The organism is Caldalkalibacillus thermarum (genome assembly GCF_014644735.1).
Classification (GTDB): Bacteria; Bacillota; Bacilli; order Caldalkalibacillales; family Caldalkalibacillaceae; genus Caldalkalibacillus; species Caldalkalibacillus thermarum.
The window spans coordinates 16,549-42,262 of record NZ_BMKZ01000007.1 but is presented as its reverse complement, the minus strand read 5'-3'; the positions used below and the strand labels follow the sequence as shown (position 1 = coordinate 42,262).

The 25,714-nt window shown below is 47.6% G+C and carries 26 protein-coding genes and 2 pseudogenes; 11 read left to right on the top strand and 17 right to left on the bottom strand.

What is annotated here, in order from left to right:
• Positions 1–43 precede the first annotated feature (43 nt).
• From IEW48_RS17625 to IEW48_RS04245, 3 genes and pseudogenes are all read left to right on the top strand, one after another.
• Positions 44–178 (top strand): annotated as a pseudogene (locus tag IEW48_RS17625) (aldehyde dehydrogenase family protein); the annotation flags it as partial.
• Positions 179–273: 95 nt separating this feature from the next.
• The gene (locus IEW48_RS17620) at positions 274–369 is read left to right on the top strand and encodes an aldehyde dehydrogenase family protein (RefSeq protein WP_371874818.1); all 96 of its coding nucleotides are present in this window, start codon (positions 274–276) and stop codon (positions 367–369) included.
• A 115-nt stretch (positions 370–484) separates the two neighbouring features.
• The gene (locus IEW48_RS04245; protein ID WP_188622716.1) at positions 485–1,075 is read left to right on the top strand and encodes a MerR family transcriptional regulator; all 591 of its coding nucleotides are present in this window, start codon (positions 485–487) and stop codon (positions 1,073–1,075) included.
• A 96-nt stretch (positions 1,076–1,171) separates the two neighbouring features.
• Here the strand turns inward: IEW48_RS04245 and IEW48_RS04240 are convergent, their stop codons facing one another.
• The 7 genes from IEW48_RS04240 to asd form a co-directional block, all read right to left on the bottom strand.
• On the bottom strand, positions 1,172–2,386 hold the full coding sequence (locus tag IEW48_RS04240) for an acyl-CoA dehydrogenase family protein (RefSeq protein ID WP_007505092.1): 1,215 nt from the start codon (positions 2,384–2,386) through the stop codon (positions 1,172–1,174).
• 29 nt (positions 2,387–2,415) lie between these two features.
• Positions 2,416–3,603 carry a CaiB/BaiF CoA transferase family protein gene (locus tag IEW48_RS04235; protein ID WP_188622715.1) on the bottom strand — a complete coding sequence of 396 codons (1,188 nt, stop codon included), beginning with the start codon at positions 3,601–3,603 and terminating at the stop codon, positions 2,416–2,418.
• Between the two features lie 311 nt (positions 3,604–3,914).
• On the bottom strand, positions 3,915–4,235 hold the full coding sequence (locus IEW48_RS04230) for a DUF3870 domain-containing protein (protein WP_007505094.1): 321 nt from the start codon (positions 4,233–4,235) through the stop codon (positions 3,915–3,917).
• Between the two features lie 100 nt (positions 4,236–4,335).
• Positions 4,336–5,307, bottom strand: coding sequence for a methyl-accepting chemotaxis protein (locus tag IEW48_RS04225; RefSeq protein WP_188622714.1), 972 nt, complete (start codon positions 5,305–5,307; stop codon positions 4,336–4,338).
• Entirely contained in the window at positions 5,264–5,617 is a 354-nt protein-coding gene (locus tag IEW48_RS04220) for a hypothetical protein (protein ID WP_188622713.1), read from the bottom strand. Before IEW48_RS04220 ends, IEW48_RS04225 begins: the two co-directional genes overlap by 44 nt.
• A 52-nt stretch (positions 5,618–5,669) precedes the next feature.
• On the bottom strand, positions 5,670–6,170 hold the full coding sequence (locus IEW48_RS04215) for a cytochrome d ubiquinol oxidase subunit II (protein ID WP_371874814.1): 501 nt from the start codon (positions 6,168–6,170) through the stop codon (positions 5,670–5,672).
• A gap of 286 nt (positions 6,171–6,456) precedes the next feature.
• Positions 6,457–7,257 carry an archaetidylserine decarboxylase gene (gene asd / locus IEW48_RS04210; protein ID WP_007505101.1) on the bottom strand — a complete coding sequence of 267 codons (801 nt, stop codon included), beginning with the start codon at positions 7,255–7,257 and terminating at the stop codon, positions 6,457–6,459.
• 275 nt (positions 7,258–7,532) lie between these two features.
• Here asd and IEW48_RS04205 point away from each other — a divergent pair, with 275 nt between their 5' ends.
• The 7 genes from IEW48_RS04205 to IEW48_RS04175 all read left to right on the top strand — a co-directional run bounded on the left by IEW48_RS04205 (position 7,533) and on the right by IEW48_RS04175 (position 15,385).
• Positions 7,533–9,146 carry a Na/Pi cotransporter family protein gene (locus IEW48_RS04205; protein WP_188622711.1) on the top strand — a complete coding sequence of 538 codons (1,614 nt, stop codon included), beginning with the start codon at positions 7,533–7,535 and terminating at the stop codon, positions 9,144–9,146.
• A gap of 150 nt (positions 9,147–9,296) precedes the next feature.
• Complete coding sequence (locus IEW48_RS04200; RefSeq protein WP_188622710.1) at positions 9,297–10,553, top strand: YheC/YheD family endospore coat-associated protein; 1,257 nt, start codon at positions 9,297–9,299, stop codon at positions 10,551–10,553.
• Positions 10,554–10,562: 9 nt separating this feature from the next.
• Positions 10,563–11,672 (top strand): YheC/YheD family endospore coat-associated protein, encoded by a 1,110-nt coding sequence (locus IEW48_RS04195; protein ID WP_188622709.1) that lies wholly within the window; start codon positions 10,563–10,565, stop codon positions 11,670–11,672.
• 4 nt (positions 11,673–11,676) lie between these two features.
• Complete coding sequence (locus IEW48_RS04190; protein ID WP_188622708.1) at positions 11,677–13,065, top strand: YheC/YheD family endospore coat-associated protein; 1,389 nt, start codon at positions 11,677–11,679, stop codon at positions 13,063–13,065.
• Entirely contained in the window at positions 13,062–14,396 is a 1,335-nt protein-coding gene (locus tag IEW48_RS04185; RefSeq protein WP_188622707.1) for a YheC/YheD family endospore coat-associated protein, read from the top strand. Before IEW48_RS04190 ends, IEW48_RS04185 begins: the two co-directional genes overlap by 4 nt.
• Positions 14,374–14,841: a GNAT family N-acetyltransferase gene (locus IEW48_RS04180; protein WP_188622706.1), complete on the top strand. Its 468-nt coding sequence runs from the start codon at positions 14,374–14,376 to the stop codon at positions 14,839–14,841. The genes IEW48_RS04185 and IEW48_RS04180 overlap by 23 nt, the downstream gene beginning before the upstream one ends.
• Before the next feature lie 88 nt (positions 14,842–14,929).
• Positions 14,930–15,385, top strand: coding sequence for an NUDIX hydrolase (locus tag IEW48_RS04175; RefSeq protein WP_007505110.1), 456 nt, complete (start codon positions 14,930–14,932; stop codon positions 15,383–15,385).
• Positions 15,386–15,419: 34 nt separating this feature from the next.
• On the opposite strand, the gene IEW48_RS04170 is transcribed toward IEW48_RS04175, so the two are convergent.
• On the bottom strand, positions 15,420–16,328 hold the full coding sequence (locus IEW48_RS04170; RefSeq protein WP_188622705.1) for a C40 family peptidase: 909 nt from the start codon (positions 16,326–16,328) through the stop codon (positions 15,420–15,422).
• A gap of 203 nt (positions 16,329–16,531) precedes the next feature.
• Between IEW48_RS04170 and IEW48_RS04165 the strand changes: the two genes are divergently transcribed.
• Complete coding sequence (locus tag IEW48_RS04165; RefSeq protein WP_188622704.1) at positions 16,532–17,914, top strand: dipeptidase; 1,383 nt, start codon at positions 16,532–16,534, stop codon at positions 17,912–17,914.
• A 114-nt stretch (positions 17,915–18,028) separates the two neighbouring features.
• On the opposite strand, the gene IEW48_RS04160 is transcribed toward IEW48_RS04165, so the two are convergent.
• The 9 genes and pseudogenes from IEW48_RS04160 to yhbH all read right to left on the bottom strand — a co-directional run bounded on the left by IEW48_RS04160 (position 18,029) and on the right by yhbH (position 25,689).
• Positions 18,029–18,808 carry a TraR/DksA C4-type zinc finger protein gene (locus IEW48_RS04160; protein ID WP_188622703.1) on the bottom strand — a complete coding sequence of 260 codons (780 nt, stop codon included), beginning with the start codon at positions 18,806–18,808 and terminating at the stop codon, positions 18,029–18,031.
• 150 nt (positions 18,809–18,958) lie between these two features.
• Positions 18,959–20,674: an asparagine synthase (glutamine-hydrolyzing) gene (gene asnB / locus IEW48_RS04155; RefSeq protein WP_229703940.1), complete on the bottom strand. Its 1,716-nt coding sequence runs from the start codon at positions 20,672–20,674 to the stop codon at positions 18,959–18,961.
• A 25-nt stretch (positions 20,675–20,699) separates the two neighbouring features.
• Entirely contained in the window at positions 20,700–21,251 is a 552-nt protein-coding gene (locus tag IEW48_RS04150) for a hypothetical protein (RefSeq protein WP_188622702.1), read from the bottom strand.
• Entirely contained in the window at positions 21,241–22,095 is an 855-nt protein-coding gene (locus IEW48_RS04145) for a PhzF family phenazine biosynthesis protein (protein ID WP_188622701.1), read from the bottom strand. The genes IEW48_RS04150 and IEW48_RS04145 overlap by 11 nt, the downstream gene beginning before the upstream one ends.
• A gap of 2 nt (positions 22,096–22,097) precedes the next feature.
• Positions 22,098–22,310 (bottom strand): hypothetical protein, encoded by a 213-nt coding sequence (locus IEW48_RS04140; protein ID WP_188622700.1) that lies wholly within the window; start codon positions 22,308–22,310, stop codon positions 22,098–22,100.
• Positions 22,311–22,496: 186 nt separating this feature from the next.
• A pseudogene (locus tag IEW48_RS04135) lies at positions 22,497–22,766 on the bottom strand (RNA-guided endonuclease InsQ/TnpB family protein); the annotation flags it as partial.
• Positions 22,697–22,837 carry a hypothetical protein gene (locus IEW48_RS16970; RefSeq protein WP_229703939.1) on the bottom strand — a complete coding sequence of 47 codons (141 nt, stop codon included), beginning with the start codon at positions 22,835–22,837 and terminating at the stop codon, positions 22,697–22,699. The pseudogene IEW48_RS04135 and the gene IEW48_RS16970, both read right to left, overlap by 70 nt.
• 257 nt (positions 22,838–23,094) lie before the next feature.
• Positions 23,095–24,528 (bottom strand): SpoVR family protein, encoded by a 1,434-nt coding sequence (locus IEW48_RS04130; RefSeq protein WP_188622699.1) that lies wholly within the window; start codon positions 24,526–24,528, stop codon positions 23,095–23,097.
• The gene (gene yhbH, locus IEW48_RS04125; protein WP_188622698.1) at positions 24,529–25,689 is read right to left on the bottom strand and encodes a sporulation protein YhbH; all 1,161 of its coding nucleotides are present in this window, start codon (positions 25,687–25,689) and stop codon (positions 24,529–24,531) included.
• Between the last annotated feature and the right edge of the window lie 25 nt (positions 25,690–25,714).

The window sequence follows — 25,714 nt, the reverse complement described above, 5'->3', positions numbered from 1 at the left end:
GTTTATTTCTGATTATTATCTTCATGCCGGACAATGCTCAATAGTGGATAACGTCAATCCGGCCACCGGAGACGTATTGGGGCGGGTGGTGCAATCAACAACCAAAGATGTGCATGCCACTGTCAAAGCCGCAAAAGAAGCCCAGAAAAGTTGGCGTTTGGTCCCTGCCCCGGAGCAAGGGGAGTTATTATATGCGATTGGGCAGTTGCTGAAGGAACGAAAAGAGCACCTGACCCGCACTGGAATTTTCCCCTCGCCATTGCCGCATGGAAAATGTTCCCCGCCCTCGTTGCCGGCAATACGGTGGTGTGGAAGCCGGCCAGCGACACGCCTGCCATGGCCTATGAGACCGAGTCAGAGTTATGTTAAAAATCGTTGAAAAAACACTTCTTTTGCTGAATAGGCACTACCTTTGTCAAGCAGGCAGGGACTAGCCTTTTTCCCTCGAATATATATACACAAATTTTAACGAGGGGGAATGGGGATGGGAAAAGCTTTCAAAACGAAAGAAGTGGCTAAAAGGTTAGGTGTCAGCTCCCGCACCATCCAGCGCTGGGTGCGCAATTTCAATGTGCCTTATCAAACCAATGCTCAGGGACATTACACCTTTGAAGAGCAGCATATTAAACTGCTGGAGAAGATTAAGGACCAACTAAAGGCCGGGGTGCCAATGGAGAAGATCGAATTATCAGAAAAGCCCGATCGAAACATGGAAACAAAGCAATCTCTTCGCCCTGCCTGCGTCACAACTGCCACTGCCAACTCCCGGCTTACTGACCAGCGTCACACTGATTCCGCTGTCACATTGGAACCTTTCTTTAAAGAGAAGCTGGCCCAAGTGCAAGAACAAGTCAACCGTCTGGAACAAACCGTATCTACCAAGGCTGACGAAGTGGTCTACGAGCAGCTGATAGTGCACCGCCGGGAACTGGAGCGTTTAACCGATACCGTTTCCCAGTTGGAACACAAACTGGAGGAATTAGAGAGTGAAGTTGCCAATCTTAAAGCTTCTCTACAAGCAGAGAATGAACATAAACCAACCAAACGGTTTTCTTTCTTTTCTTTGGCCAGGTAGAGTCATTTCATCTTAAACAGGCGAGGGCAGCTTGGAAAACCAGGCTGCCCTTCAAATCATGTCTATTAACAATTCATGTATATTAAATCTAGCTGATCAATGGCTTTTAACCGTTTCTTCTTCAAACGGCCAGGCAGGTAATGTCTTTCTGAGCGGTTTGTCCTTACGATAGCCAAGCACATAGTCAGCTTGCATCAAAGTATGAATTTCCCGTGTTCCTTCATAGATGACCGGTGCTTTGGCATTGCGCAGGTAACGCTCCACCGGATATTCGTTGGAATAACCGTAGGCCCCGTGAATCTGTACCGCATCGCTGGCTGCTTCAAAAGCAAAATCACACGCTTTCCACTTGGCCAGGGATGTTTCACGGGTGTTGCGGATACCTTGATTTTTAAGCCAGCCGGCTTTATACACCAACAACCTGGCCATTTGGAGTTTGGCTTCCATATTGGCAATCATCTGCTTAACAAGTTGATGCTGGCCAATCTCTTTCCCAAAGGTTTTTCTTTCATGGCAGTATTGCACACTGGCTTCCAGGCAAGCCATGATCAAGCCACAAGCACCTGCTGCCACAGAGAATCGGCCGTTGTCCAAGGCAGACATGGCGATTTTAAATCCTTCCCCTTCTTCACCCAAGAGATTTTCTTTGGGTACTTTGACGTTGTCAAAGAAAATCTCCCCTGTATTTCCGGCTCGAATCCCCAGTTTACCTTTGATCGCTTTGGAGGAGAAACCGGGCATCGTGCGTTCCACGATAAAAGCCGAAATCCCTCTGTGTCCTTTACTTTTGTCTGTGTAGGCAAAGACGATGAAATGGTCAGCAAGATCACATAAGGAGATCCACGTTTTTTGGCCATTTAAGATGTAATAATCCCCATCCCTTACGGCGGTGGAGTTCATGGCCTTAACATCCGAACCGGCATTAGGTTCTGTTAAACCAAAGGCCCCGATTTTTTCTCCTGTGGCTTGCGGAACAAGGTATTTCTGCTTTTGCTCTTCAGTGCCCCATTGCAACAAGGTCATGCTATTCAAGGCGGTATGCACTGAAACAGCCGTGCGGAAAGCAGTATCCCCCCGCTCGAGCTCTTCACAAACGATCGCCAGCGAATTGTAGTCCATACCGCTTCCGCCGTATTTTTCCGGAATACAAACCCCCATCAGATTGAGTTCGCCCAAACGTTTTAAAATCTTGGGATCAAACTGGCCTTGCTCATCCCATTCTTTGATGTATGGCATAATTTCCTTGTCCACAAACTGGCGGACCATCTTGCGCAACATTTCTTGCTCTTCAGTAAAAGCAAAATTCATCATGATCCATCCCTCCTGAAAGTTTTAATATGTTATAAAATGCCTTTTTCTTTCAAGGCTTCAATCTCCCGATCCGCTATGCCCAAATCTCTCAACACTTCCCGCGTGTGTTCACCTGCCCTGGGGGGCGGGCAACGGAATTGGACCGGTGTGCGGGACAGCTTCAACGGGCTTCCTACCAAACGGATATCACCGGCGGTCGGATGCTGCATCGAGACGACCATCTCCCGGGCTGCCACCTGAGGGTCATGGAACAACTCTTTCATATTGTTGATTGGGCCGCAGGGAATGCCCTCTTGGTTCAACAGATCCCGCCATTCGGCTGCTGTTTTTTGTTTAAACACTTCAGACAAAAGCGCTTCAAGTTCATAACGGTGCCTAACCCTTTGGTCATTGGTGGCAAAGCGCTCATCCTGAGCCCACTCTTCTTTGCCGATTAATGTGCAGAGTTTTTTAAATTGCCGGTCATTTCCCACCGCCACCACCATCTCCCCATCTTTTGTAGAAAAGGTTTGGTACGGAACAATATTAGGGTGATGATTGCCCAGTAACTTGGGCAACTGGCCAGAGATGAGATAGTTGCTGGCCACGTTGACCAGGGCGCTGACGGCAGAATCAAACAGGGCCAAATCGATGCTTTGCCCCTCCCCGGAACGCTCTCTCTCGTATAGGGCGGACGTAATCCCGATCACGGCGTACAATCCGGTAATCACATCGGTAATCGCCACGCCCACTTTCAGCGGGCCCGATTCTTCACTGCCCGTGATGCTCATCAACCCGCTCATAGCTTGGATAATGTAATCATAGCCGGCCAATTCCTTGTATGGCCCTGTGCTGCCAAATCCTGTGATCGAACAATAGATTAAGCGGGGGTTCAATTTTTTCAGATCCTCATATCCCAATTGCCATTTTTCCATGGTGCCGTATTTAAAGTTATGAATCAGGACGTCACTCTCCACAACCAGCCTTTTTAAGACCGCCTTGCCCTCTTCGGTCTTTAAATTGAGCGTGATTGCCTTTTTGTTACGGTTGGTGCACAAGTAATAAGCACTCTCCCCACCTTTGAAAGGAGGTCCCCAGGCGCGGGTATCATCGCTTCCACCGGGGGCTTCCACTTTAATGACTTCCGCTCCCAGATCACCTAATATCATGGTGCTGAACGGACCGGCCAATACCCGGCTTAAATCCAGCACACGGACACCGTTTAGTGCACCGCTCATTTACTCACCTCCGCTATGTTCAGTCTATGAGCAAATCAATTTCTTACAGAACACAAAAAGCCAGTTATACCCCTTGGTTCATTGCATGTTCTCGGGGTGATAACTGGCTCCTTAGTCTGGGAGAACAATCCGGGCAGTGGATTGACGCCAGACTTTCGCCTCGTGTGTGATTGTCCTTAATTTGAGTCAGATAAGACGGCTAGCCTCTCATCCATGATCTATTTTTAATTTATATCCTTTTGTTCCGGTTGTCAACTGATAATTTCGACTTTTTGAACTTATAGGGAACTGAAAGAGAGGAACGGCATGCTTTATACTGTCCGCTCCCGATAGTGATGAAACTGACGGTGCAAATCCTTGATTGCTGCAATTAAGGCTTGCTGTGCTTTGCCGTGGTAATAGGTTTGTATTCTTTCCACCAGCTCCTCCACACCATCTTGCAAACTGCAGCCACGCAACAGCCGCCCTAAAAACTCTTGGGCATGTGCAGTGGCCAAAGTACAGGAGGCATCAATAATCACACCGTATTTTTCCTCCACCTCCGCTGTAATGGTCAGTGTTTCATACACACTTTTGGCTGCCATCCCTTGCGGCAGCTTGGCGTGTCCCGCTAACATAATGATTTTGGCCATGGTTCATAGCTCCTTTGTGTCATATCCTCGTGAGTCCCTATTGTTATTTTAACTGTTTATCATGTATATGTCTTTTACTTGCTAAGCAGGAGCCAATCATTTAACCAGTTTGATGAGCGAGTTCGTTCAAACGCTGGGTTAAACCCTCCAACTCCTTGATACTGTCAGCAATCTCTTTAATACGGTCGTTCTGTGTTTCAATGCTGACCAGAACTTCTTCAATCGAAGCGCTCGTCTCCTGAGTGATGCTGGACACATTGGCCATTTCGTTCATCACTTGCTCTGAAGCTTTCCGTAATTGTTCCACTCTTGCTTCTACTTCTCTTGCTTGTGCCATTACGTCGGCTGCATTGGTACCAATGGAAGAGAACAGTTCTTCCACCGATTGGGCTACATGCTGACTGTTTTTAACCGCTGATTGCCTTTGATGAACATGCTCTGCGACTTGTTCAGTTTGCTGCTTGACATCCTGCAGAATGATCTCTATTTCAGTTGTAGATTGCTGAGAGAGTTCGGCTAACTTGCGCACCTCATCTGCTACCACCGCAAACCCGCGGCCATGTTCACCGGCACGGGCCGCTTCAATGGCTGCATTAAGGGCTAGAAGATTGGTTTGTTCAGCGATTTCGGTAATCTTAGTTAATATCTCACTGATCTTGCTATTTTTATCGCGAAGATGTTCCATAGATTCCACCGTTTGATTCATCACGTGCAATAAATGGCTGACATCTTTAGACAAATGATGCATCCGCTCTTTTCCTTGCCGGGTAGTGTCCGTTGTATGAGCAGACAGATTCCGCATCTCTTCAGTTGACTGACACACAGACTCTACATTCTGATGAACATTCTGCATCGAGTCGCTGATATCCGCCACACTCGCTGCCTGTGATTCCACTCCCTGGGCAATTTCTTGGAAAGCTGTGGTCACTTCCTGTGAAATTTGACCCGTCTGATGAGCACTGGTATTCAACCGGGCCGTTTCCTGGGACAAAATAGAAACAGACTGCCTCACCTTATCCAATACACGTTCAATCTCCTGCCACCCCCATAAACAGAAGCGGGCGGTAGTCATGATACAGAGACACCAAAGCAAGGATAAAATAAATAATCAGAAACATCCGCAAATTTAGAACAGACATAAACAACGCTACATTTAACAAGGTCAAGACAATCACAAACAGATAAGGTATATAGACGGTGCCTATTCGCTTCCACGTCAGCATATGAAGCAAAACCCCGCTCATTACCCCGCCAACAAGCAAAGTCGTAAAGGCAGCCGATTCTGTCATCAACACCACGACTAAGCTGAAAATCAACGCTATCCATAGAATTTTTACCAGCAATACGTTTCGTTTATGTATTTCCTCTACTCGGAAATCCATACCAACGCCCCCTTATAGCGGTTTTTATTTCTACTGTTTTTATCGGCATCTTTTATTCCTGCTTTAAATAACCTGTGTCTTTTAAAAACATTTTCCAAAAGTACACAAAACCAGGCGTTAAGATCAGAAAGCCGATGATAAAAGACAGAAACAGGGCGCGGAAGGTATTGGGATGGGTAAAGCCCGACTCCAGAGTGACAAGTGGATAAACAAGATAAGGTAAGTGGGCCATTCCGTATGCGGCGCTGGCCAATAAATATTGCACGGCCGTACTGATTACTGCCAGCCGGGGGCGGCCCAGCCGTGACGGGTCTTTCCCATGGGGAATAAACAGAGCTCCATAGCCGACCACAAAGAAAATCAGCGACAGGATCAGCAAAATGCCATTGGCTTCCAAATTGGCATAAAACCACTCAGCCTCCCGTCTCACGGCTCCCACAATTGACAGGGCGGCCGCCATTAATACGGGCCCCAGAAATAAAGCATTGCGCCTGTCCCCCTTGGGCAATAGGCAGCACAAGAACCAGAATGGCTGGAATAGTAATGCTGTCACTCCAGATGTCGGCAATATCTGTATATTGGATCACGGGCTTGGTTAACGCCGTTTAAACGGCTCTATCAGGCTTTTGCCTAAATGATAATCAAATATTTTGTGATCATTTTAATGTCTATAAGTCATCATGTGGCAAACATATAAACCAATCCCGCCCATATGTCACGGATTCAGGTAGAAATTGAGATTACCTTAGAAAATGAATGAAACAACATGGCAGATATATAACAGAAAAAGAAAGTGCCCCATATTTCAGGGGCATCTTTGCTTTATTAACCAGATTCTATTACTGCCTGGCTCGATACTTAACCATGCGGCCAACCGGCTCACCCATTTTGACCCGGTCACCTTCTGCCAGTCCATGTATAAACTGGAACGATTCCTCCTTTATGAGCAACACCACCGTCGAACCAAATTCAAAATAGGCCAGTTCATCACCTTTTTCTACCCGTTTGGACTGCAAGCGGTCGCTCCATTGGATACTAGCCACATTCATAGCTCCCACTTTGACAATGGCTACTTCTGTGTACTCATTTTGCAAGTAGGTAATCAACCGCTGGTTTCGGCTTAACACCCGTTTCATATGTCGCATGCCAAAACGGTTAACTGGGTATACTTTCCCTTTAATGGAACAAGTATGAATAATTTCACCGCTAATGGGAGCATGGATGCGGTGATAATCGGTCGGACTCAGGTAAAGGACTAGATAATGGCCGTTACGGTACGATTTTTCCCGCTCAGCATCCTGCAGCATCTCAGCCAAGGTATAGCGCTGGCCCTTTACGTTAAGGATAGTGCCTTCCCTTATCTCCCCAATCCCAGTTACCAAGGCATCCACGGGGCTGACCACCGTGTCCGGATCAGGATGAATGGGGCGCACGCCCTCTTTCAAGCGCCGCGTGAAAAAAGCATTTAAGTGGGGATATTCCTCCGGCCGTTTTTCCGCTTCTTCCACATTGATACGGTATACCTTAATAAAGTGGGGGATCCAGCGCTTGCTCCATCGTGATTTAGCCAGCCGGCCAGCCAAATAAGATATGGATCTGCGGGATGAAAGTTGAGTCAACAAACGGTAAATCGTTTTCATGGTTGATCCTTTCTCTTTGCTTTGTACTGCTTTTCCTGACTCACACTTTTTATATTTTAACATGTCTTAACAAAAAATTGAGTACAATATGGAAAGCAGATTTGAAACCGTTTGCAAAATCTTAACATTCTCTTAACAATTCCTTAACAGTTTCTTAATACTAAATCTGTATGCTACCCTCGGTTATAAAATTAATTACACTGTAAGTGGTTCTATTTTTCAGGCAGTAAAGGGATATTAATCATTTAAGTCATCTTTGAGGGGGCCATTAATGTATGAACTGGCAAGAAATCATTTTTTATTTTATCGGCGGATTAGGGATCTTCCTGTTTGGCATCAAGTTTATGTCTGACGGTCTGCAAAAAACAGCAGGCGACAAACTGCGGGGCTTACTGGCCAAATATACTTCCAACCCCTTAATGGGCGTCTTAACCGGCATTGTGGTCACCATCCTACTGCAAACCTCCACGGGGACAACAGTAATGGCCATTGGCCTGGTCAATGCCGGTTTGATGACTTTAAAACAGGCGATCGGTGTTATCATGGGAGCCAATATTGGCACCACGATGACCGCCTTTATTATTGGGATTAAAATTGAGAAGTATGCCTTGCCCATCATAGCCGTCGGTGCTTTCTTCCTCTTTTTTCTGCGTAAAAAAACTTATCAGTACATGGGACAAGTTATTTTTGGATTTGGCATGCTTTTTTTGGGCCTGTCCACCATGGGTGAGGGGTTAAAACCGCTCAGGGAACTTCCTCTTTTTGTCGATTTAACCGTTGAACTTTCCCATAATCCAGTGCTTGGCGTGCTGGTTGGTACAGTGTTCACCATGATTGTGCAAAGCTCCAGCGCGACGATTGGGGTTTTGCAAACCATTGCCGATGAGGGCATGATTGAGCTGCGGGCAGCTCTTCCCGTTCTATTTGGTGACAACATCGGCACGACCATTACAGCCGTCCTGGCTGCCATTGGCGCAAGTGTCGCAGCTAAACGTGCGGCACTGGTCCACGTCACCTTTAATGTTATTGGAACCATTATCTTTGTCACTGCCCTGCCACTTGTCTACAACGTGGTCTTGTGGCTCGGATCAGATGTCAACATTCGGATGCAAATAGCCTATGCCCACGCCTTGTTTAATGTGACCAATACCCTTATTTTCTTACCTTTTGTGTCCTACCTGGCCTTATTGGTTAGCAAAATGATTCCGGGTAAGATGGAGGAGCTGGAGTTCCGTCCCAAATATCTGGACGCACGCTTATTAGCCACACCTTCCGTCGCCTTGGGACAAGCTCAACATGAAATTTTGCGCATGGGCAACTTTGCCCGGGAAACCCTTGTGGATGCCGTCAACTATTTCTTTAATAAAGATGAAAGGGCCCGTAACATGGCCATCCAAAAAGAAGAGCTGATCAATGAACTGGACCGTAAAATCACAGAGTACATGGTTAAAATTCAACAAAGTGCCCTTAATCCTAAAGAATCGGCCAAAGCATCGGTCATGATGCAAACGATCAACGACCTGGAGCGCATTGGGGACCACGCCGAAAACATTGTGGAACTGGCCGAATACACCATTACCAACAAAATAGCGTTTTCCACAGAAGCGCTGCAAGAAATGGAGCAGATGATCAAGCTGACCGATGAGACCATCTCCCATGCCTTGCAAGCACTAGAACGGGATGATCACCAGGCTGCCAAAACAGTGCTGGAAAACGAACGGGAACTGGACCAGATGGAAAGACGCTTCCGCAAAAATCATATCGCCCGCTTAAATCACAACTTGTGCAGTGGAAATGCCGGAGCGGTCTTTTTGGATGTCCTCAGCAACCTTGAACGCATTGGTGACCACTCTAAGAATATAGCCCAATATGTGTTATACGGAGAATAATCACTAGAACCCCTGGCTCTATGACGCACACCTCATAGCAGCCAGGGGTTCTCTTTTCATGCGACAGCCCAACCTTTCCCAACCTTTCACCTCGTCTCATTCCTAAACATAATCTATACTATCCAGCAGGCGATGAGAGGAAGAATGGCTATGACCCCTATGCGGAATTTGAAATCTGGTCTTAAAGGCCTTCAAGCTGCAAGTGGACCACTGGGCCAAAACAGCAGCTTCAGACATTTAAGCCGTCTGTCAATTCACAGGACCCAACATGTCCTCCCCGTCGCCGGACAGTCTTCCTCTCAAGGCCTTCACCCTCCTCCTGTGCTGGCGGTATTGGTCAGTTCAACAGTCGATACGAATCCGCCGTTTGGCGAGCTGAATCTTTTCCTTCAAGAAGTGATCTATTGTGCAGCCGAACGCCACATGACTGCTTATGTGGTTACGCTGCCAGCATTAGTTTCACTTTCTCCTCCCATTGCAGGTTGGACGTACCACAATGGCAAATGGCACCAGGCACACTTTCCTGTCCCAAATGTGGTCTACAATCGCATTCCATCACGAAAAATCGAACACAGCAGTGTATACCAGCGCTTAAAACAAACACTGCAAGAGCGGAATATTTATCTTTTTAATCAAACATTTTTAAATAAATGGTTAGTCCATCACCACTTATCCATGGCAGACGAACTTAAGCCATTTTTGCCGGAAACCCATCGTTTCGATGGCAAAGCATCATTAGCCATGATGTTATCAAAATATCCGACGGTTTTTCTCAAGCCTATTCATGGTTCCCTGGGCCGTGGTATCTATAAACTCAACCGGCTAGGGGAAGGATTCACTTCAGTCTACAGCACCCTGAACGGAGAAATCGTCAAATCTTTCCCCCGTTTCAAAGCGCTTGTTGTTTACCTGAGCAAACGGATTAACAAAAACAATTATATTATCCAGGAAGGTATTCCTATTCTTCAGCTCAAGGGGCGCCCTGTCGATTTCAGAGCCTTGATGCAAAAAAACAGGCAAGGGAAATGGTCTGTCACGTCCATGGTCGCACGAATCGGAGCTGAAAACCGCTTCGTCTCCAATATCTCCAGAGGCGGAGAAGTCGCTAAACTCGTGGAGACCTTGCAGAAATGCCAGATTCCCGAAATTAAACAGATACGCCGCAGCATGATCACCATTGCCAAACGCGTTTGCCAGGTGATTGATCAAAGTCTGGATGATCACTTTGGGGAACTGGGAGTTGACTTGGCTCTGACCCACAGCGGCCGCATCTACATTCTGGAGGTGAATTCCAAACCGTCCAAAACTGATCACACTTTGCTAAGCAATAACCAAGAGACAAAAGGGCGTCCTTCCGTACACCGTTTGCTGGACTATTGCCTTTATCTGATCATGTATAACAAATGAGGTGGGCATATGGTTGATCACCCCCATCTTGGCATATTGGTTGAATTTTGCTTAGCTTCGGATCCCCCTTTTCCTGAAAAGAAGTTTTTCCAACACCTGACTCAGCATGCCAACACATTAGGCTTACAAGTGACGGTCTTCTCCCCCCATTCAATTAATTGGACCAAGGGCAGCATCTCAGGCTACCGTTACAATGAAAGCAAAGCCAAGTGGGTTCAAGGAACTTACCCCCTTCCTTCACTGATTTATGACCGCATTTTTTACCACAGCCGCCAACACATACGCAAAGTTGCCCCAGTGATTAAACGTTTGCAACAAGAATATGGCGTCCTGTTACTGGGCAAGGGACTGCCTGGCAAATGGAAAGTGTACCACATGCTGAAAGACGATGGGATCCTGTCCTCCTTTTTGCCGGAAACTTTGCTTTTTCGCCCAGGCACCCAGTGGCGAAAAAAACTGATCGAACACAAAGCCCTGTTTTTTAAACCCTCATCCGGCACGCACGGCAAAGGCGTGCTCAAAGTCACATTAGCAGGCAAGCGCATCGATGTTCAGGGGCGGACATGGCATAACCACTTGCTGCAAATCGACTTTTCCTCCTTTTCAGCCTGTGAAACATGGCTAAAAAAATATGTGAGACAGCGCCAATATATCATCCAGCCTTATCTGGAGCTGACCACTCCTGATGCCATCCCGTTTGATATGCGCATTTTACTCCAAAAAAATGGCACAGGACAGTGGACAGTGACAGGAAACGTGATTCGCACGGGACCAAAAGGAAAGCTGACATCAAATTTACACGGTGGGGGAACGGCAGTAGAGGCCAACAGGTTTCTCAACAAGTATTACCGGCCCGAGCAAATAGAAAGTATTTTTGACCAGTTAAACCTGTTAGTCGGACGTCTGCCTCACCATTTGGAAAAGAAACATGGTCCTTTATTTGAGCTCGGCCTAGATGTGGGAATTGACCGTACGGGTGAGGTGTGGTTACTGGAAGTGAACTCCAAACCTGGCCGGCGTTCTTTCCAGCTTAGCCGAGACTATCAAGCGTTATCAAACGCCATTTACGCACCGGCAAAATATGCAAACTATGTTTTTCATGCTTTGAAGGGAGTCTAACATAATGGCAAAACTGATCATCGGCCACATCCAAAAACACACCTCTTCTCGGAATACTGTCTTCTTATGTCCGGAACTGTTTTCCCTTATACAAGACACAAGGGAAATATCACTCTCTTACGGGCAACAAAAAGTAAAAGCCCGCATTAAAAGATCGCCGCACCGCTCTTTCGTTTTTGTCTCCGCCAATCTGTGGAACAGACTTAAAATTCCTTTTCCAGGAAAGCTGCATTTCCATCTTCAAGCCAACCAGTTGTCCATTGGACCATTGGTCGGCATCTTGACCACCGGTGTTACCCATTATGACGATTCCCCCATCGGCGGGCGCACCAACTTTATGCGCCGCTTTTTAACGGCCAGCCAAGATGTACCAGCCTCCTATTTTGTCTTCTCTCCCCAAGACATCTCTTATTTGCATAAAGAAATCAACGGTTATTTTCTGATCAAAACCAAAAAGGGCAAACTCGGCTTCCGGCGCTACAGAGTCCCCTTTCCCCATGTGGTCTATAACCGTGTGCCCAACCGTGTGCAGGAAAGATCGGCTGCTGTCTCTTGGGCCAAAACGGCCCTCGAAAAAGAAGGGGTGCATATTTTTAATCCCGCTTTTTTTAACAAGTGGACGATCCACGAAAAAATTCATCATCTCGAAGAAGTGCAGCACTACATCCCCGAAACGATTTTCAACCCAGATATCAGCCAAATCGCCAGGATGCTGGACATCTATCATATGGTCTATCTAAAACCTGCTTCAGGCAGTTTGGGACTGGGCATTGCCCAGCTTTACCACTCCCCAGGCAAAGGCTATTTCCTGCGCTACAGGCGGGGGAATGAAAATAAACTTTTCCGTTTCCACACGCTTACCAAAGCGATCAACCACTTTATGCGCCACAAGTCATCCAAAACTTACATCGTGCAGCAAGGCATCCCGTTAATGACTTTAGCCGGCCGTCAAATCGATTTCCGGGTGCATACCAACAAGAACAGACAAGGGGAGTGGGAAGTGACGGCCATTGCAGCCAAACTGGCTGGCAGAGGAAGTGTAACCACCCATATGCGCACGGGGGGAAAGGTACTCTCACCCCGTGAGGCCATACAGAAGTGCTTTCCCCTCTCTCAGCAACACCAGGTGCTGACAGAGCTCAAGGAAGCTGCCCTGACCCTGTCCAGGGCCATCGACCAAGAGGTGGATGGAAATATTGGTGAACTTGGTTTCGATATCGGGATTGACCAAAACGGACATCCCTGGATGTTCGAGGCCAACTCCAAGCCAGGGCGGCATGTGTTCACCCATGCCAGCCTGAAGGAAAGTGAAGTCCTGACCCGCCGCAAAATTTTGGAATACGCCCTTTATTTGGCGCAGTTTACTGCAGAGGATGTGAAAACAGGGCCATGATGAAAAAAGTCACCATCGCCTATTCCCCTGCCGATCAAGAATGGTATTTACTGGCGAAACCTAAGCGGGGGCAAACTGTAAACCGTCACATTTATTGGGGGGCAAACCGGCTGCCTTTAAAGCTAAGCATTGCCCGCAAGTCCCCCCTTCTTCCCTGTAAGCCCCTCACCATGAATGCTTACATTCGGCTCAAAAAGGGAAAACCCCTCCTCGGTCCTGTGGTGGGCATCTTGACGGTTCAGGGAAATGACGGTTCGTTTACCGGTTCAAAACCCAATTTTATTGAACTGATGAGAACAGGGCAGTACAAAGGAGGGATTGTCTTTGTTTTTACTCCGGAGAGTGTGAATTGGCTCACAGAAGAAGTTCGGGGCCAGCTGTATCATCCACAGCTTAAAAAATGGTTTTCGTGTCAATTTCCTTTGCCTAATGTCGTTTACAACCGCATTCCCCTGCGCTCGTTTGAATCTAAAAGCGAGGTTCAGATCTGCCTGGAATTACTGAGCAAACATCCCCGGGTCAGCCTGTTTAATCCTTGCTTCTTTGATAAAAATGAGCTGTTCAGGCTGCTCAAGAAAGGAGCTGAAACCGCCCGTTATCTCCCCCGGACAGAGCTTTTAGAGGACAGCAACCTCTTGTCTGAGATGATTGCACAACACCAGGAGGTCTATTTGAAGCCTACAAGTGCCAAAGCAGGAAAAGGCATTTTTAAAGCGGGCTATGATCAAGACAAGGGACGCTACACACTGCTCTTCCACCAGGGGCTGAAAACCAAAAGGGTGTCCACTCCTTCGATTGAACGGCTGTGGAAAGGATTTCAAAAACTAAAATTTCCCTCCCCGTACATTATCCAGCAAGCCGTTGATCTGGCCCAAATAGATGGCTGCCCGTTTGATCTGCGCACACTCATTCAAAAAAATAAATACGGAACATGGGAAATTACCGGCATCGGCATCCGGGTGGCTGGACGGAAGCGCATTACCACTCATGTGCCTCAAGGGGGGCGCATTGAAGATCCCGCCCAAGTCCTGCCCCAGGTGTTTACCCGGGAACAGACGGAAAAGATCAAAACTGAAGTTAAACATTTGGCTTTACTGGTGGCCACAGAGTTGGAACAACATTATCATCATCTTGGTGAGATGTCTCTGGATATTGGTGTTGACAGCCAAGGCCAGTTGTGGCTGTTTGAAGCCAATGCCAAACCCATGAAATTTGATGAACCGCATATCCGGCGTAAATCTCTGGAGAATTTGATCGAATATGCCCAATACCTTACCTTTAAAACATACCGTAATGGGGTTAGTACTAATGAAACTGCACAAGCTAACTAGTGCGCAAGTGGAGAAATACCGCCGTGCCTTAATCACCTTTCTTAAACGGCATGGAGACCGGCGGATTACGCGTACTGGGATCAACTGGCTGGAACAAGCGGACGCTACCCAGCTTTCCTCTGCAGGAACGCTTGTTTTATGTGCACTCAAAGAAAAAAAATTGATTGGTTTATTAATTGTATCCAATTATGGGATTGATGAATCGTATATAGCCGTTCATCAGCACTACCGCGATAAGGACATTGCCAAACAAATGGTTCAATACGCGATCCATTCCCTGGGTAAATTATACGGACGGGTAGCCCTGGATAATATCCCCAGTTTAAAGGTTTGCCTGGCCAATGACATGGTGGCCTTTCACCTGTTTAACGGTCCAACCGGCAAACTCACACTGTGGGTTGGGGGAGGAGATTGGACAAAAGAAGATGTCCTTCCGTACAGCTGAAGCACTTTCTTACAGTTGATCACATTTTTTGATAGAATAAGAGAAACAGAAATTAACGCAATTTTTGCTTAGGGGACGGAGTGATCAGATGCGAAATGATTTTGTAGCTACAGGCGTTGTCTTTAACCGGCAAAAGGACAAAGTTTTACTCGTCTATCACAATAAGCTTAAAAAATGGCTGCCTCCCGGAGGTCATTTGGAACCTAATGAACTCCCCCATGAAGGCGCGTTACGAGAAGTGTGGGAGGAAACGGGAGTGAAGGCAAGCTTGATTCTGTCTGGAGAGCAGTTTGAGATAGAGGAAGAGGTGGAATCACAGCTGCCCGCTCCCTACTTGATCTTACACGAGTATATTCCCTCAACCCCCACCGAAGAAGCCCACATGCACGTGGATTTCATCTATCTGATGGAGGTTGAGGAGGAAGCACAGCTGGATATCCACCCCAGGGAGGTAAAAGAAGCAAGATGGATGACGCTGGATGAGGTTCAGCGCTGTGATACCTTTGACAGTGTCATCAAAATTTGCCAGCGCCTAATGAAATGACCAAAATCTGATGAAATCAATGCAAATCCTGAGCTTAACGAATGACACGCTTGGCACCCATATAGGTTTCCCGCCAGGTGCGGTCTGTAATGCGGTCATAAGTGACACCAGGACTGCCCCAGGTATGAATGATCTTGCCATCACCGGCATAAATGGCCACATGGCCAACATTCCCTTCACCAGTTGACCGGGTCCAGAAGAATAACAGGTCCCCTTTCTCCCATTCTCCCCAGCGTACATAAGTGCCTACCTGGGACTGTTGTCGTGAAGAACGGGGAAGTTGGATACCGTTTTCAGCAAAAACGGTTTGAGTAAACAGGGAGCAGTCAAAGTAGCCTGATCCTGGTTTGGCCCCATACCGATAGGGCGTTCCCAAATATTTTTCGGCGGTTCTAATGATGTTATCGGCTAGATTGGACGCTTTATCGTGTGCAGCAGGCACTTCCCTGGATGGGGATTGGTCTTGAACAGCCGGATTGTTGATATAGCGTTTAGCAACCAGGAAATGCTCCCGGGCCCAGTTGGTATTAACAGAATGGAGACGTACGCCATTTGTTGAAGGCAGAGAGGCGATGGCTTGCCTATTTCCCATGTATAGCGCACTGATTGAAGGATTGCCGCGGGAATCTTTGAATATAAGCACATCCCCGGGCTGCAAGTTGGAGACACTAATGGTCTGGCCGCCACGAGCCTGATCCCTAACGGTGCGGGGGATGGTTATCCCTTGCTGCTGGTGCAGGTAATAAATCAAGCCTGAAGCATCAAACCCTTGACTGGGATTTGTCCCCCCAAACTGATAGGGTGTTCCTATTAATGTTTTGGCCTCGCGGGCCATCGCATCACCGACAGACTGTGCCTCACCTGTTGGTACATTAACAATAAGGGAGACTGCCAGCAATACAACAAAACTCCAGAAGAATGTTGGTCTCCTGACGTTGATCATTGTACCCCTCCGTCTCTGGTATAGTCTCAGAATTAAGACTTGCAACTACTATCTTACTAGATTCACCGGTACAAAAGGCTTAGTAATTGTTGCCAAGGTGATATATGCCAATGAGATAGAGAGGAGTACTGACTGGACCTGGCTTTGAGCCGTTTGTTTTGGTTACAATGGAAAGAGAACCCAGTACATAGGAGGGAACTAACGTGAACAAGCAACTGAAAAAGGTCTTGCAAGGCAAAAGGGACCAGCATTTGGAAGAATTGAAAGCCTTTTTACGGATTCCCAGTATCAGCGCTTTGTCCGAACATAAACAAGACGTGCAGCAAGCAGCTGAATGGCTGGCTCAAGCCTTGAAACAAGCAGGTTTGGAAAATGTACAAGTGCTGCCCACACAGGGCCATCCCGTAGTTTACGCCGACTGGCTCCACGCCGAAGGGAAACCAACAGTCTTGATCTATGGCCATTATGATGTGCAGCCGGTTGATCCTCTTGATTTATGGGAGACACCTCCCTTTGAACCGGACATCAGAGATAACAAAATTTATGCCCGCGGGGCCAGCGATGACAAAGGGCAAGTTTTCATGCATATTAAAGCGGTAGAGACGCTTTTACATACCGAGGGCCGCTTGCCGGTTAATATTAAGTTTTGTCTGGAAGGTGAAGAGGAGATCGGCAGTCCCAACCTGGATGTCTTTGTGGCTGAACATCAGGATCTGCTGGCAGCCGACGTGCTGGTCGTCTCCGATACGCCCATGCTGGAGAGGGGAAAACCCACCGTTTGCTATGGCTTGAGGGGGTTGTGTGGCCTGCAGATTGATGTGCGGGGTCCCAAAGGGGATTTGCATTCGGGACTGTTTGGCGGCGGGGTGCAAAACCCGATTCATGCCCTGGTTTCCATTTTGGATTCCATGCGCAATGCACAAGGGCAAATTACCGTGCAAGGTTTTTACGACAAGGTGCGTCCCTTGACAGAAGAGGAAAAAGAAGCCTACCGCGCCTTACAGTTTGACGAAGAACAAGTGCGCAAAGAGCTGGATGTTCCCCAGTTGTTTGGTGAAGCAGGATACTCATTCCTGGAGCGAACCTGGGCCAGGCCCACGTTAGAAATAAACGGCATTTACGGAGGGTTTCAAGGAGAGGGCATCAAAACGGTGCTGCCCAGCGAGGCCCACGCCAAGATCACCTGCCGTTTGGTCCCTGACCAGGACCCCGATGAGATTGCCCGTTTGATTCAGCAACACATTGAACGCCATACCCCGCCAGGTGTTACGGTGACAACTCAACTGTTCGACAAAGGAAAGCCCTTTTTGACTCCCTTTGACCATCCCGCCATTCAAGCAGCCGGCCGGGCATTGGAACAAGCCTATGGTGTGTCCCCTGCCTTTACCCGGATGGGCGGGTCGATCCCGATTGTAGAAACTTTTCACAGTTTGTTAAACTTACCTGCTGTGTTAATGGGCTTTGGCCTGCCTAACGAGAACTTCCATGCGCCTAACGAACACTTCCATCTGGAAAATTTTGATCAAGGGTTGGTTGCTTTATGCTACTATTTGTTTGAACTGGAGAAAGCGCTTGACCAACAATAGCGTTTAATGTAACAAGGGGGAGCATCGTGCTCCCCCGAATCTTTGTTGTTACCCCATGCTTGCTGTGTGTTGTCACATATCCCTTTTGATCGATCTTGCAGTGTTTTTGCAATTTCAGCTTTTTTTCCGTCGATAATCTGGATCCTGATCCTGTTCCGGCTCATCCTCATTCACTACATCAATAAGACCACTATCTTCTACTACAGAGGTAACGCCGTGTTCATCCAGGTATGTTTCATACACCTCATGTTCCTCGTTAACGCCAATATAGTTTCCTTCCATGTCGGTTATCAGAAACTCCTCCACATCCTCTACGGCACCTACCCGTTCATCAGCTTCAGCAAACATCTCTTCATACTCTTTGGCTGGATCATAAAAGTCCGAGGGAGTATCAGATGATCCATGGGCCGCTGCGCTTTGCCAGGCATCCTCCGCATCGAAAACGACCACATCCTGGTCATCATATTCAAAACGGCCAAACGGCGGTTCTAAAATATCTTCCTCAGCCGGCCGTTTTCTGGAGACGAAACGATCCGCTGCATGGTTCCGGCACCGGGTGGTGGTTGGCACGGCTTGTAAGCGTTCAAAGGGAATCTCCTCTCCACATATTTCACAAATGCCATAAGTGCCTTCAGCAAATGCTGCCAAGGCCCGTTTGACATCAGATAACTCCTGCTCTGCATGTTCATTTAAAGCTATATCTTTAGCCCGCTCATATTCTTCAGTACCCAGATCACCGGGATGATTGTCATAATTGGAGAGCTCTCCCACAGAGTCTTTGACTAATGCCCGTTCCTGACCAAAATGATCATTGTGAGCCAGCTGGTCCTCAAGCTCCCGGTATCGGGTCATTAAGGCGGCATGCAGTTCGCGTTTCTGCTCTTCGGTTAACATCAGACGCACCTCTTTCGTGCCAGTTAGGTTTTGTCCATAGTATGACCCTAATTGGCACACTTAGTGCACCGATTTTTGGAATATGGAATCATACTTGCTCTGTCGGCTTATACTAAAGGCAGGCCACACGGCAAGCTCACCCAACATGTCCTACCAAGTGGCGAATGTTAGGATAAGCGACCATGCCCATTCAAACAACTCTTCCTTAAGCCAGTGTCTAAGAGGAACCGGAAAGCCCAATTTGGGACGGTGCAAAATATGCTCAGGTACAATCCCCTTCATCGCTTCCCGCAGCAGATGTTTTGTCGTTTGTCTGGTCACTTTCAACTCAGTGTGCAACTTGGCAGCAACCTCAAACACCCGCTTGTCTAAAAAGGGAACCCTTAATTCTAAGGAATGGGCCATGGACATCCTGTCCGCCTTGGCCAGAATGTCCCCCCTTAACCAGGTGTGTAAATCAATATACTGCATTTGAGTCACAGGATCGTAACCAGCGACCTGCTGATACAGGGGGTTGGTCAAGCGGGAATATGCATACTCTGGACGGTAACGTTTCAGCAACTCCCTTTTTTCCGCTTCCTCAAAAAGTTTGGCATTGCCGATATAACGCTCTTCCAGGGGTGTACAGCCTCTGAGAATATAATTTTTTCCTTTGATTTGATCAGGCAAGGACAAAGCAATGTGTTTAAGGATCCGCCTTATAGCAGCCGGGAGAGTGGATATATACCTTAAGGAGAGAGGTTCACGGTAGATCCCATAACCCCCGAACAGTTCATCAGCCCCCTCCCCGGACAAAACCACTTTAACCTGTTTGCTGGCTTCCCGGGCAACAAAATAAAGGGGAATGGCAGCCGGGTCAGCAACAGGATCATCCATGTGCCAGATAATCCTGGGCAATTCCTGCACAACTTCCTCCGGGCTGATCACATAAGTGTGATGTTCAATCTCCAATGCTTCTGCCGTTTGGGCGGCAACATCCACTTCACTGAATCCAGGCTGGTCAAAGCCGACGGTAAAGGTTTTTAAGTGGGGATTAATCTCCTTGGCCAAAGCGGCAATACAGGTTGAATCAATACCCCCGGATAAAAAGGCGCCAACCGGCACATCACTGCGCATATGCACCGCGACAGAGTCCTGCAACACCTTTCTTATATCATGGGCCAGCTGATCTTGAGATTTTTTAACAGGAGAAAAAATCGGCTTCCAGTATTCATGAACAACAAGCGGCTGCCCTGTTTTTTTCCAAAAGAAGTGCCCTGGCTGTAACTTCCTTATATTGGATACCATGCTCATCGGTTCCGGCACATACTGATAGGTCAGATAGTCTTGCAAGGCCTCTTGATTTAATGCCGCTTCTTGTACGGATGCCAACAAGCTTTTCGCATCCGAAGCAACATAAAAGAACTCCCCGGTTTCCAAGTAATAAAACGGTTTGATGCCAAAGGGGTCTCTGGCTCCAAACAGGGTTTGAGTCTGTCTGTCATAGATGACAAAGGCAAACATGCCCCTCAGGTCATGAACCGCCTTCTCTTTCTTTTCCTTAAACAAAGCCAGAATCACTTCTGTATCGGATGAGGTCTGAAAGTGGTGGCCCCTGGCCTGTAAACGCTCCCTCAATTCAATATAGTTGTAAATTTCTCCGTTAAACACAATCCAATACCACCCGTCGGCATCGCTCAAGGGCTGGTGTCCCTGTTCAACATCGATAATGCTGAGCCGTCTGAAACCCAGCATGACGGTCTCATCGCTATAATACCCTTCATCATCGGGCCCGCGGTGCCTGATCACATCCACCATGCTGCGCAAATCCGCCTCACTGCTATCTGCCCCATGCTGATTGCGCATCAGTCCTACAAATCCACACATGGCTGTTGCCTCCTTTTGGCAGCTATTATTTGCTTTGCAAGGGCTCGCCCGTATCTTGCCAGATCCAATGCTCCAAGATTATTTCTTGCCGTGGCCCCCAACCATCCCCTGCTTCATCCATAAACTCACTATGGAAATAAAACAAACGATCATTATGCTCGCCGAGATGAATCTGACCTGTCCTGGATTGTTGGGGATCGATATACACATATGACTGCAGGGCCCACGCGGGTACATCCCCTTGTTCTCCATCACGGGGTAAGGTTTCATAAGGACGGTCTTGAATCACGTCCTCCAAAATATGTTTCTCCGCCTCTTGCCGGGATGTTTGCTGGGGAAAAAAGATGATCTCCATTTCACCGTACCGGAAGTCTCCATTCCCTGCCGCAGCCACATGCATGCCAAAGCGGCCGTTTTGCTGCACATACTCAGCCTGCCAGTTTTCCGGGATATACGTGGTAAAAGGGAGCCCGCCAAACTGAACCAAATAGATGGAAAGAACAGCCCGCCCTATAAGATCGGAGCCTATTTGAATAGAAAAATCGCGGATCTCTTCGAGGTTGACTTTAACTTCCATAACCCACCCCCCTCTCCGTTCCGACAAGGTTTCCTCGCAACAAAACGTCGACGAAACTACCCAACAATACTTGATTTGTTGAGGAATCATGCCTTATAAACATACAGCCTCTCTTTTCCGATTCAATATGTCCTTGATCCACTCGAACCACTTCCGCCAAGCCAAGATGCTGAAACCGATTATAACCGATCAATCCGATGGCTGCTCCTCCAGTTGCGGCATCTTCGCCCCCTTTTAACGAAGTAGTGAAGACGCGGAGAGCCACATGCCCAGAATCAACCACGGTGAAAAAACAAATACCATGCAATCCGTACATTTGGCACACATGCATGATTGTTCCTGAAGAAAGAGTAATACTGTACAAGACTTCCTGGGAACGAAGAGGAATATAAAGTCTTTGTCTACCGACACCGGTGATACCCAGTTCCCCATTCAACATTTGTTCATCCAGTCCCAACAGGGGAAGCACAGAAAGATCCTCCAACGGACGGACCTTTTCCACAACAGATTTGACCCAGTAATATTTTCCATCCCGGAGCACCGTCACGGAACCAACTGCCGTCTCAAAACGAAAAACATCCGAATCATTTGTTACCTCCAGTGCCGCAGCACTGGCCAGAAGTGTCTGGGTGCAGAAAGTGAGCTCCTCATAGGGTGAAAATGTTCGGTGTAGTAAATTTCCCGAAAACCCTTTCCAAACAAAACACGTGTCGGGCAATCCCAACCGGCTGGCGATTGACTGACAATCCCGGGGATTGGGAGGCAAGTCACAATTCACCACCCCCGTTAGATTTCCAGGGATGGATTCATTGTGAAATACCTTGACCAAACAAATTTCCTTCACACCTATCCCTCCTTATGAGAATCATGGTGATTCATAGCGCCAGGCTCCTCTGTTTCCTCATGTTGAACAGGTTGTTCTGTCCGCTCCAACCCCTGATCAGCTTGATGGAGAAATTGACCCTGATCATCAGATTGGATAAGGAATTGAAACACCAGGAAAACAACAGCAGCGGTCACAGCGGCATAAGCAAAGGCGCCACGTATCTTGCGGACCATACGTTTTCTGCTGGCCTTTTTCCGGGCCTGTTCAATGCCGGCTATAACACAGACTGAAAACTTCTTTCCGTGACATACTCCCACCACCTATGCTAACGCTTAGAGGTGGGGGCTTCTCGGGTAATCCCATCTCATGATGGGAAGTTGACCGAGCCATCCCCGTGTGCCCCACGGTTCGAGATCCAGTCAGGCAGTCCCTAACTTTTTCAGACCTTCCTTTTTGATATTGATGGCGGCGTTGATATCTCTGTCTGCCACAAAACCGCATGCACAACGAAATAGACGTTCGGAAAGCGATAGAGACACGTTCACTCGACCACAACATGAACACGTTTTGGATGAGGGGAACCATTTGTCGATTTTGATTAGTTTCTTCCCCTGTTCTGCTAACTTGTATTGAAGGAAAGAGGTGAACAGGCCCCAGCCGTTGTCGTGGACGCTTTGACCGAAATGGAGGGGTCATGCAGTTGGCGCAAGGCATCATCATCCCCTTGCAAAGCCAGTCCGACCAACATTTCATCCCTCAATGACGATGCACCTCGCTTTCTCGTACCCCATTAGACGTAATAAGTCAAAAAAAGTTTCGCACCCGTAACACAGAGAATAAAAAAAGAACTATCATGAGGATGGCTGTCTATATTTGCCATCATGCTCATGATAGTATTCGTGATTGTGAAGCGGAGGTCCTTCCTATCATAGGAAATTTTTTCAAACCAGGCGTCCTATGCAGGAATAAGCGGTTTTGTTTTTCTGGATTTTCCTCACCTTGTTAAAGAAATCCCTGTTAGAGAAAACGCCGGTGTGTTCGCTCGCCGTCATAACTGAACAAAGCATGTTTGTTGTCGATCACGGTTTGTAAATGGACCGGCCTGCCCCACAGTTGATACACATATGGCAATGTTTTTTCCAGATACTTCAGATCCAGCTCGATGCCTTCATAATAATGTTTGAGCATCAACTCCCCTTTGCGTCCGTAATCGGCATCTTCCACCATAATATAGGGAAAGCCCCCGTTGACCCGCATGCTCACCAGCTGGTCCCGCACCTGTTCCCAATCTTTATCTGTGATGGTGTACTCATTCCCCTTCTTCTGAAACACATACAGGTCCAGTTCTTCCACCAGTTCTTTGGTCAAATAGTTGCGCAAAAAGGAGATATCCGAGTCCATCTCCCGCACTTCAAATATTTTGTTGCGTCCTTGTCCCGGTTTCCGTCCGTAACGCTCCTGCTCTTCCTTGGCCGGATTGTCCCAGCGTTTTTCAATATCTTCAAACATTTTATACCCCAGGTAATAGGGATTGATGCTCGTGCGGGAAGGGGACAGCACGGCTGCATTCAGTTTTGCGAATTCGATCGCTTCTTCTTCGGACAAATCAAGTTCCCGCAAGATGCGCACATGCCAGTAGGAAGCCCAGCCTTCGTTCATGATTTTGGTTTCCAGCTGGGGCCAAAAATAGAGCATTTCCTCCCTGAGCATGGTCATGATGTCGCGCTGCCAGTCCTCCAGCTCAGGGCTGTGTTCCTCCAGAAATAACATCAAATCTTTTTCAGGTTGCTCCGGAAAGCGTTTGCGGCTGGAAAAACGGGGTTTAGATTCCGGTTTCTTGTTCAGTTCTTCCAACGCCCACAAATCATCATAAATCCCTTTCTTTTTTGGTTTTGACTGCTGCTGTTTTTCCTTTCCTTTCTTGTGCTGGTCCAAAGTCAGACGCGGACGCAAAAGCGACGGGTCAATATGCTCCTGAATGGCCAGTACGGCATCCAAAAATTTTTCCACTTCATATTTGCCATACTCAATCTCATAGGCTCTGATCCGTTCCGCACTGGCCGCCATGCTTTCCACCATATCCCGGGACGTATTGGAGAAGCGGATATTGTTTTTAAAAAAGTCGCAGTGCGCCAGCACATGGGCCACAATTAATTTATTTTGGATCAGACTGTTGCCTTCTAGCAAAAAGGCGTAGCAGGGATTAGAGTTGATGACCAGTTCATAAATTTTGCTCAAACCCAGATCATATTGCAATTTCATTTTATGGAAGGATTTTCCAAAACTCCAATGAGAGTAGCGGGTGGGCATGCCATAAGCACCAAAGGTATAGATAATATCAGCAGGACAGATTTCATAGCGCATAGGGTAAAAGTCCAAGCCAAACCCTTCAGCAATCTCGGTAATCTCTGCTATGGCTCTTTCCAGCTCTTTCTTTTCTTCCGGGGTCATTCAGACCACCTCTTCTTCACTTTTGGCAAACATGGTTTTCAGGGCACCGTACACATCGCTTTTATCCCGAATTAAACAATAGCGAAAGCGCGGATCGCGGATATGCTGATAAACCGACATGAGTGTGGAGCGTCTCTGGTACTGGTTAACCTCTCCATAGCCGAACATATTGGAACGCTCCATGAGTTCGTGCATCAGTTTCAGGCAGCGCTCATTATCTGAGGTTAAATTATCCCCATCTGAAAAGTGAATCGGATAAATATTAAACCTTTGGGGATCAAAGCGTTTGTCGATCACGTCCAGGGCTTTACTGTAAGCGGAGGAACAGATGGTTCCACCGCTTTCTCCTTTGGTGAAAAACTCTTCTTCCGTCACCTCTTTGGCCTCGGTATGGTGGGCGATATAGACCATCTCCACTTTTTCATATTTGGAACGCAAGAAACGAACCATCCAGAAAAAGAAGCTGCGTGCACAAAACTTTTCAAACAGGCCCATCGATCCGCTCGTATCCATCATGGCAATGATCACCGCATTGGAATGCGGTTGGATGATCTCTTCCCATGTTTTGAAACGCAAATCATCAACAGAAATTTTATAAAGGTTTTTCTCTCCTGCCAAAGCGTTGCGCCGGATAGCGGCCAAGATGGTGCGCTTTTTGTCGATGTTGCCCATCAGGCCTTTTTTGCGAATATCATTGAAACGGATATCTTCGACGGTAATTTGATCCGGATCTTTCGGCTTCAGATGAGGAAGTTCCATCTCTTCAAAAAGAATTTGCTCCAATTGATCCACATCAACTTCAGCTTCATAATAATCAACACCGGGCTGATCACCAGCTCCGCCGCCCTGCCCCTGCCCTGCCTGATCCGAGGTTCCGTCCTTGGCAATCACATCGCCAACCTTGCTTTTCCCATCCCCCTGGCCCACATGTTTTTGCTTATGGTGGTTATACCGAAACCGGTACTCATCCAGTGAACGGATCGGGATTTTGACCACTTCCCGGCCGTTGGACATAATGATACTCTCTTCGGTAATCAAATCGGCCAAATTTTTTTTAATCGCTTCCTTCACTTTCTCCTGGTGACGATGCTGGTCTTCATACCCCTTGCGGTGCAACGACCAGTCATCCTGCGAAACGATAAACTGACGGGAGCGGCTCATCATCATCCCTCCTTTCCAGTATGAG

What these genes read in the sequence shown, in the direction of transcription:
- IEW48_RS17620 (WP_371874818.1), top strand. Translation starts at nt 274, where the DNA reads ATGTTCCCCGCCCTCGTTGCCGGCAATACGGTGGTGTGGAAGCCGGCC.
- IEW48_RS04245 (WP_188622716.1), top strand. Translation starts at nt 485, where the DNA reads ATGGGAAAAGCTTTCAAAACGAAAGAAGTGGCTAAAAGGTTAGGTGTC.
- IEW48_RS04240 (WP_007505092.1), bottom strand. Translation starts at nt 2,386, where the DNA reads ATGATGAATTTTGCTTTTACTGAAGAGCAAGAAATGTTGCGCAAGATG.
- IEW48_RS04235 (WP_188622715.1), bottom strand. Translation starts at nt 3,603, where the DNA reads ATGAGCGGTGCACTAAACGGTGTCCGTGTGCTGGATTTAAGCCGGGTA.
- IEW48_RS04230 (WP_007505094.1), bottom strand. Translation starts at nt 4,235, where the DNA reads ATGGCCAAAATCATTATGTTAGCGGGACACGCCAAGCTGCCGCAAGGG.
- IEW48_RS04225 (WP_188622714.1), bottom strand. Translation starts at nt 5,307, where the DNA reads ATGACTACCGCCCGCTTCTGTTTATGGGGGTGGCAGGAGATTGAACGT.
- IEW48_RS04220 (WP_188622713.1), bottom strand. Translation starts at nt 5,617, where the DNA reads ATGGATTTCCGAGTAGAGGAAATACATAAACGAAACGTATTGCTGGTA.
- asd (WP_007505101.1), bottom strand. Translation starts at nt 7,257, where the DNA reads ATGAAAACGATTTACCGTTTGTTGACTCAACTTTCATCCCGCAGATCC.
- IEW48_RS04205 (WP_188622711.1), top strand. Translation starts at nt 7,533, where the DNA reads ATGAACTGGCAAGAAATCATTTTTTATTTTATCGGCGGATTAGGGATC.
- IEW48_RS04200 (WP_188622710.1), top strand. Translation starts at nt 9,297, where the DNA reads ATGACCCCTATGCGGAATTTGAAATCTGGTCTTAAAGGCCTTCAAGCT.
- IEW48_RS04195 (WP_188622709.1), top strand. Translation starts at nt 10,563, where the DNA reads ATGGTTGATCACCCCCATCTTGGCATATTGGTTGAATTTTGCTTAGCT.
- IEW48_RS04190 (WP_188622708.1), top strand. Translation starts at nt 11,677, where the DNA reads ATGGCAAAACTGATCATCGGCCACATCCAAAAACACACCTCTTCTCGG.
- IEW48_RS04185 (WP_188622707.1), top strand. Translation starts at nt 13,062, where the DNA reads ATGATGAAAAAAGTCACCATCGCCTATTCCCCTGCCGATCAAGAATGG.
- IEW48_RS04180 (WP_188622706.1), top strand. Translation starts at nt 14,374, where the DNA reads ATGAAACTGCACAAGCTAACTAGTGCGCAAGTGGAGAAATACCGCCGT.
- IEW48_RS04175 (WP_007505110.1), top strand. Translation starts at nt 14,930, where the DNA reads ATGCGAAATGATTTTGTAGCTACAGGCGTTGTCTTTAACCGGCAAAAG.
- IEW48_RS04170 (WP_188622705.1), bottom strand. Translation starts at nt 16,328, where the DNA reads ATGATCAACGTCAGGAGACCAACATTCTTCTGGAGTTTTGTTGTATTG.
- IEW48_RS04160 (WP_188622703.1), bottom strand. Translation starts at nt 18,808, where the DNA reads ATGTTAACCGAAGAGCAGAAACGCGAACTGCATGCCGCCTTAATGACC.
- asnB (WP_229703940.1), bottom strand. Translation starts at nt 20,674, where the DNA reads ATGTGTGGATTTGTAGGACTGATGCGCAATCAGCATGGGGCAGATAGC.
- IEW48_RS04150 (WP_188622702.1), bottom strand. Translation starts at nt 21,251, where the DNA reads ATGGAAGTTAAAGTCAACCTCGAAGAGATCCGCGATTTTTCTATTCAA.
- IEW48_RS04140 (WP_188622700.1), bottom strand. Translation starts at nt 22,310, where the DNA reads ATGGTCCGCAAGATACGTGGCGCCTTTGCTTATGCCGCTGTGACCGCT.
- IEW48_RS04130 (WP_188622699.1), bottom strand. Translation starts at nt 24,528, where the DNA reads ATGACCCCGGAAGAAAAGAAAGAGCTGGAAAGAGCCATAGCAGAGATT.
- yhbH (WP_188622698.1), bottom strand. Translation starts at nt 25,689, where the DNA reads ATGAGCCGCTCCCGTCAGTTTATCGTTTCGCAGGATGACTGGTCGTTG.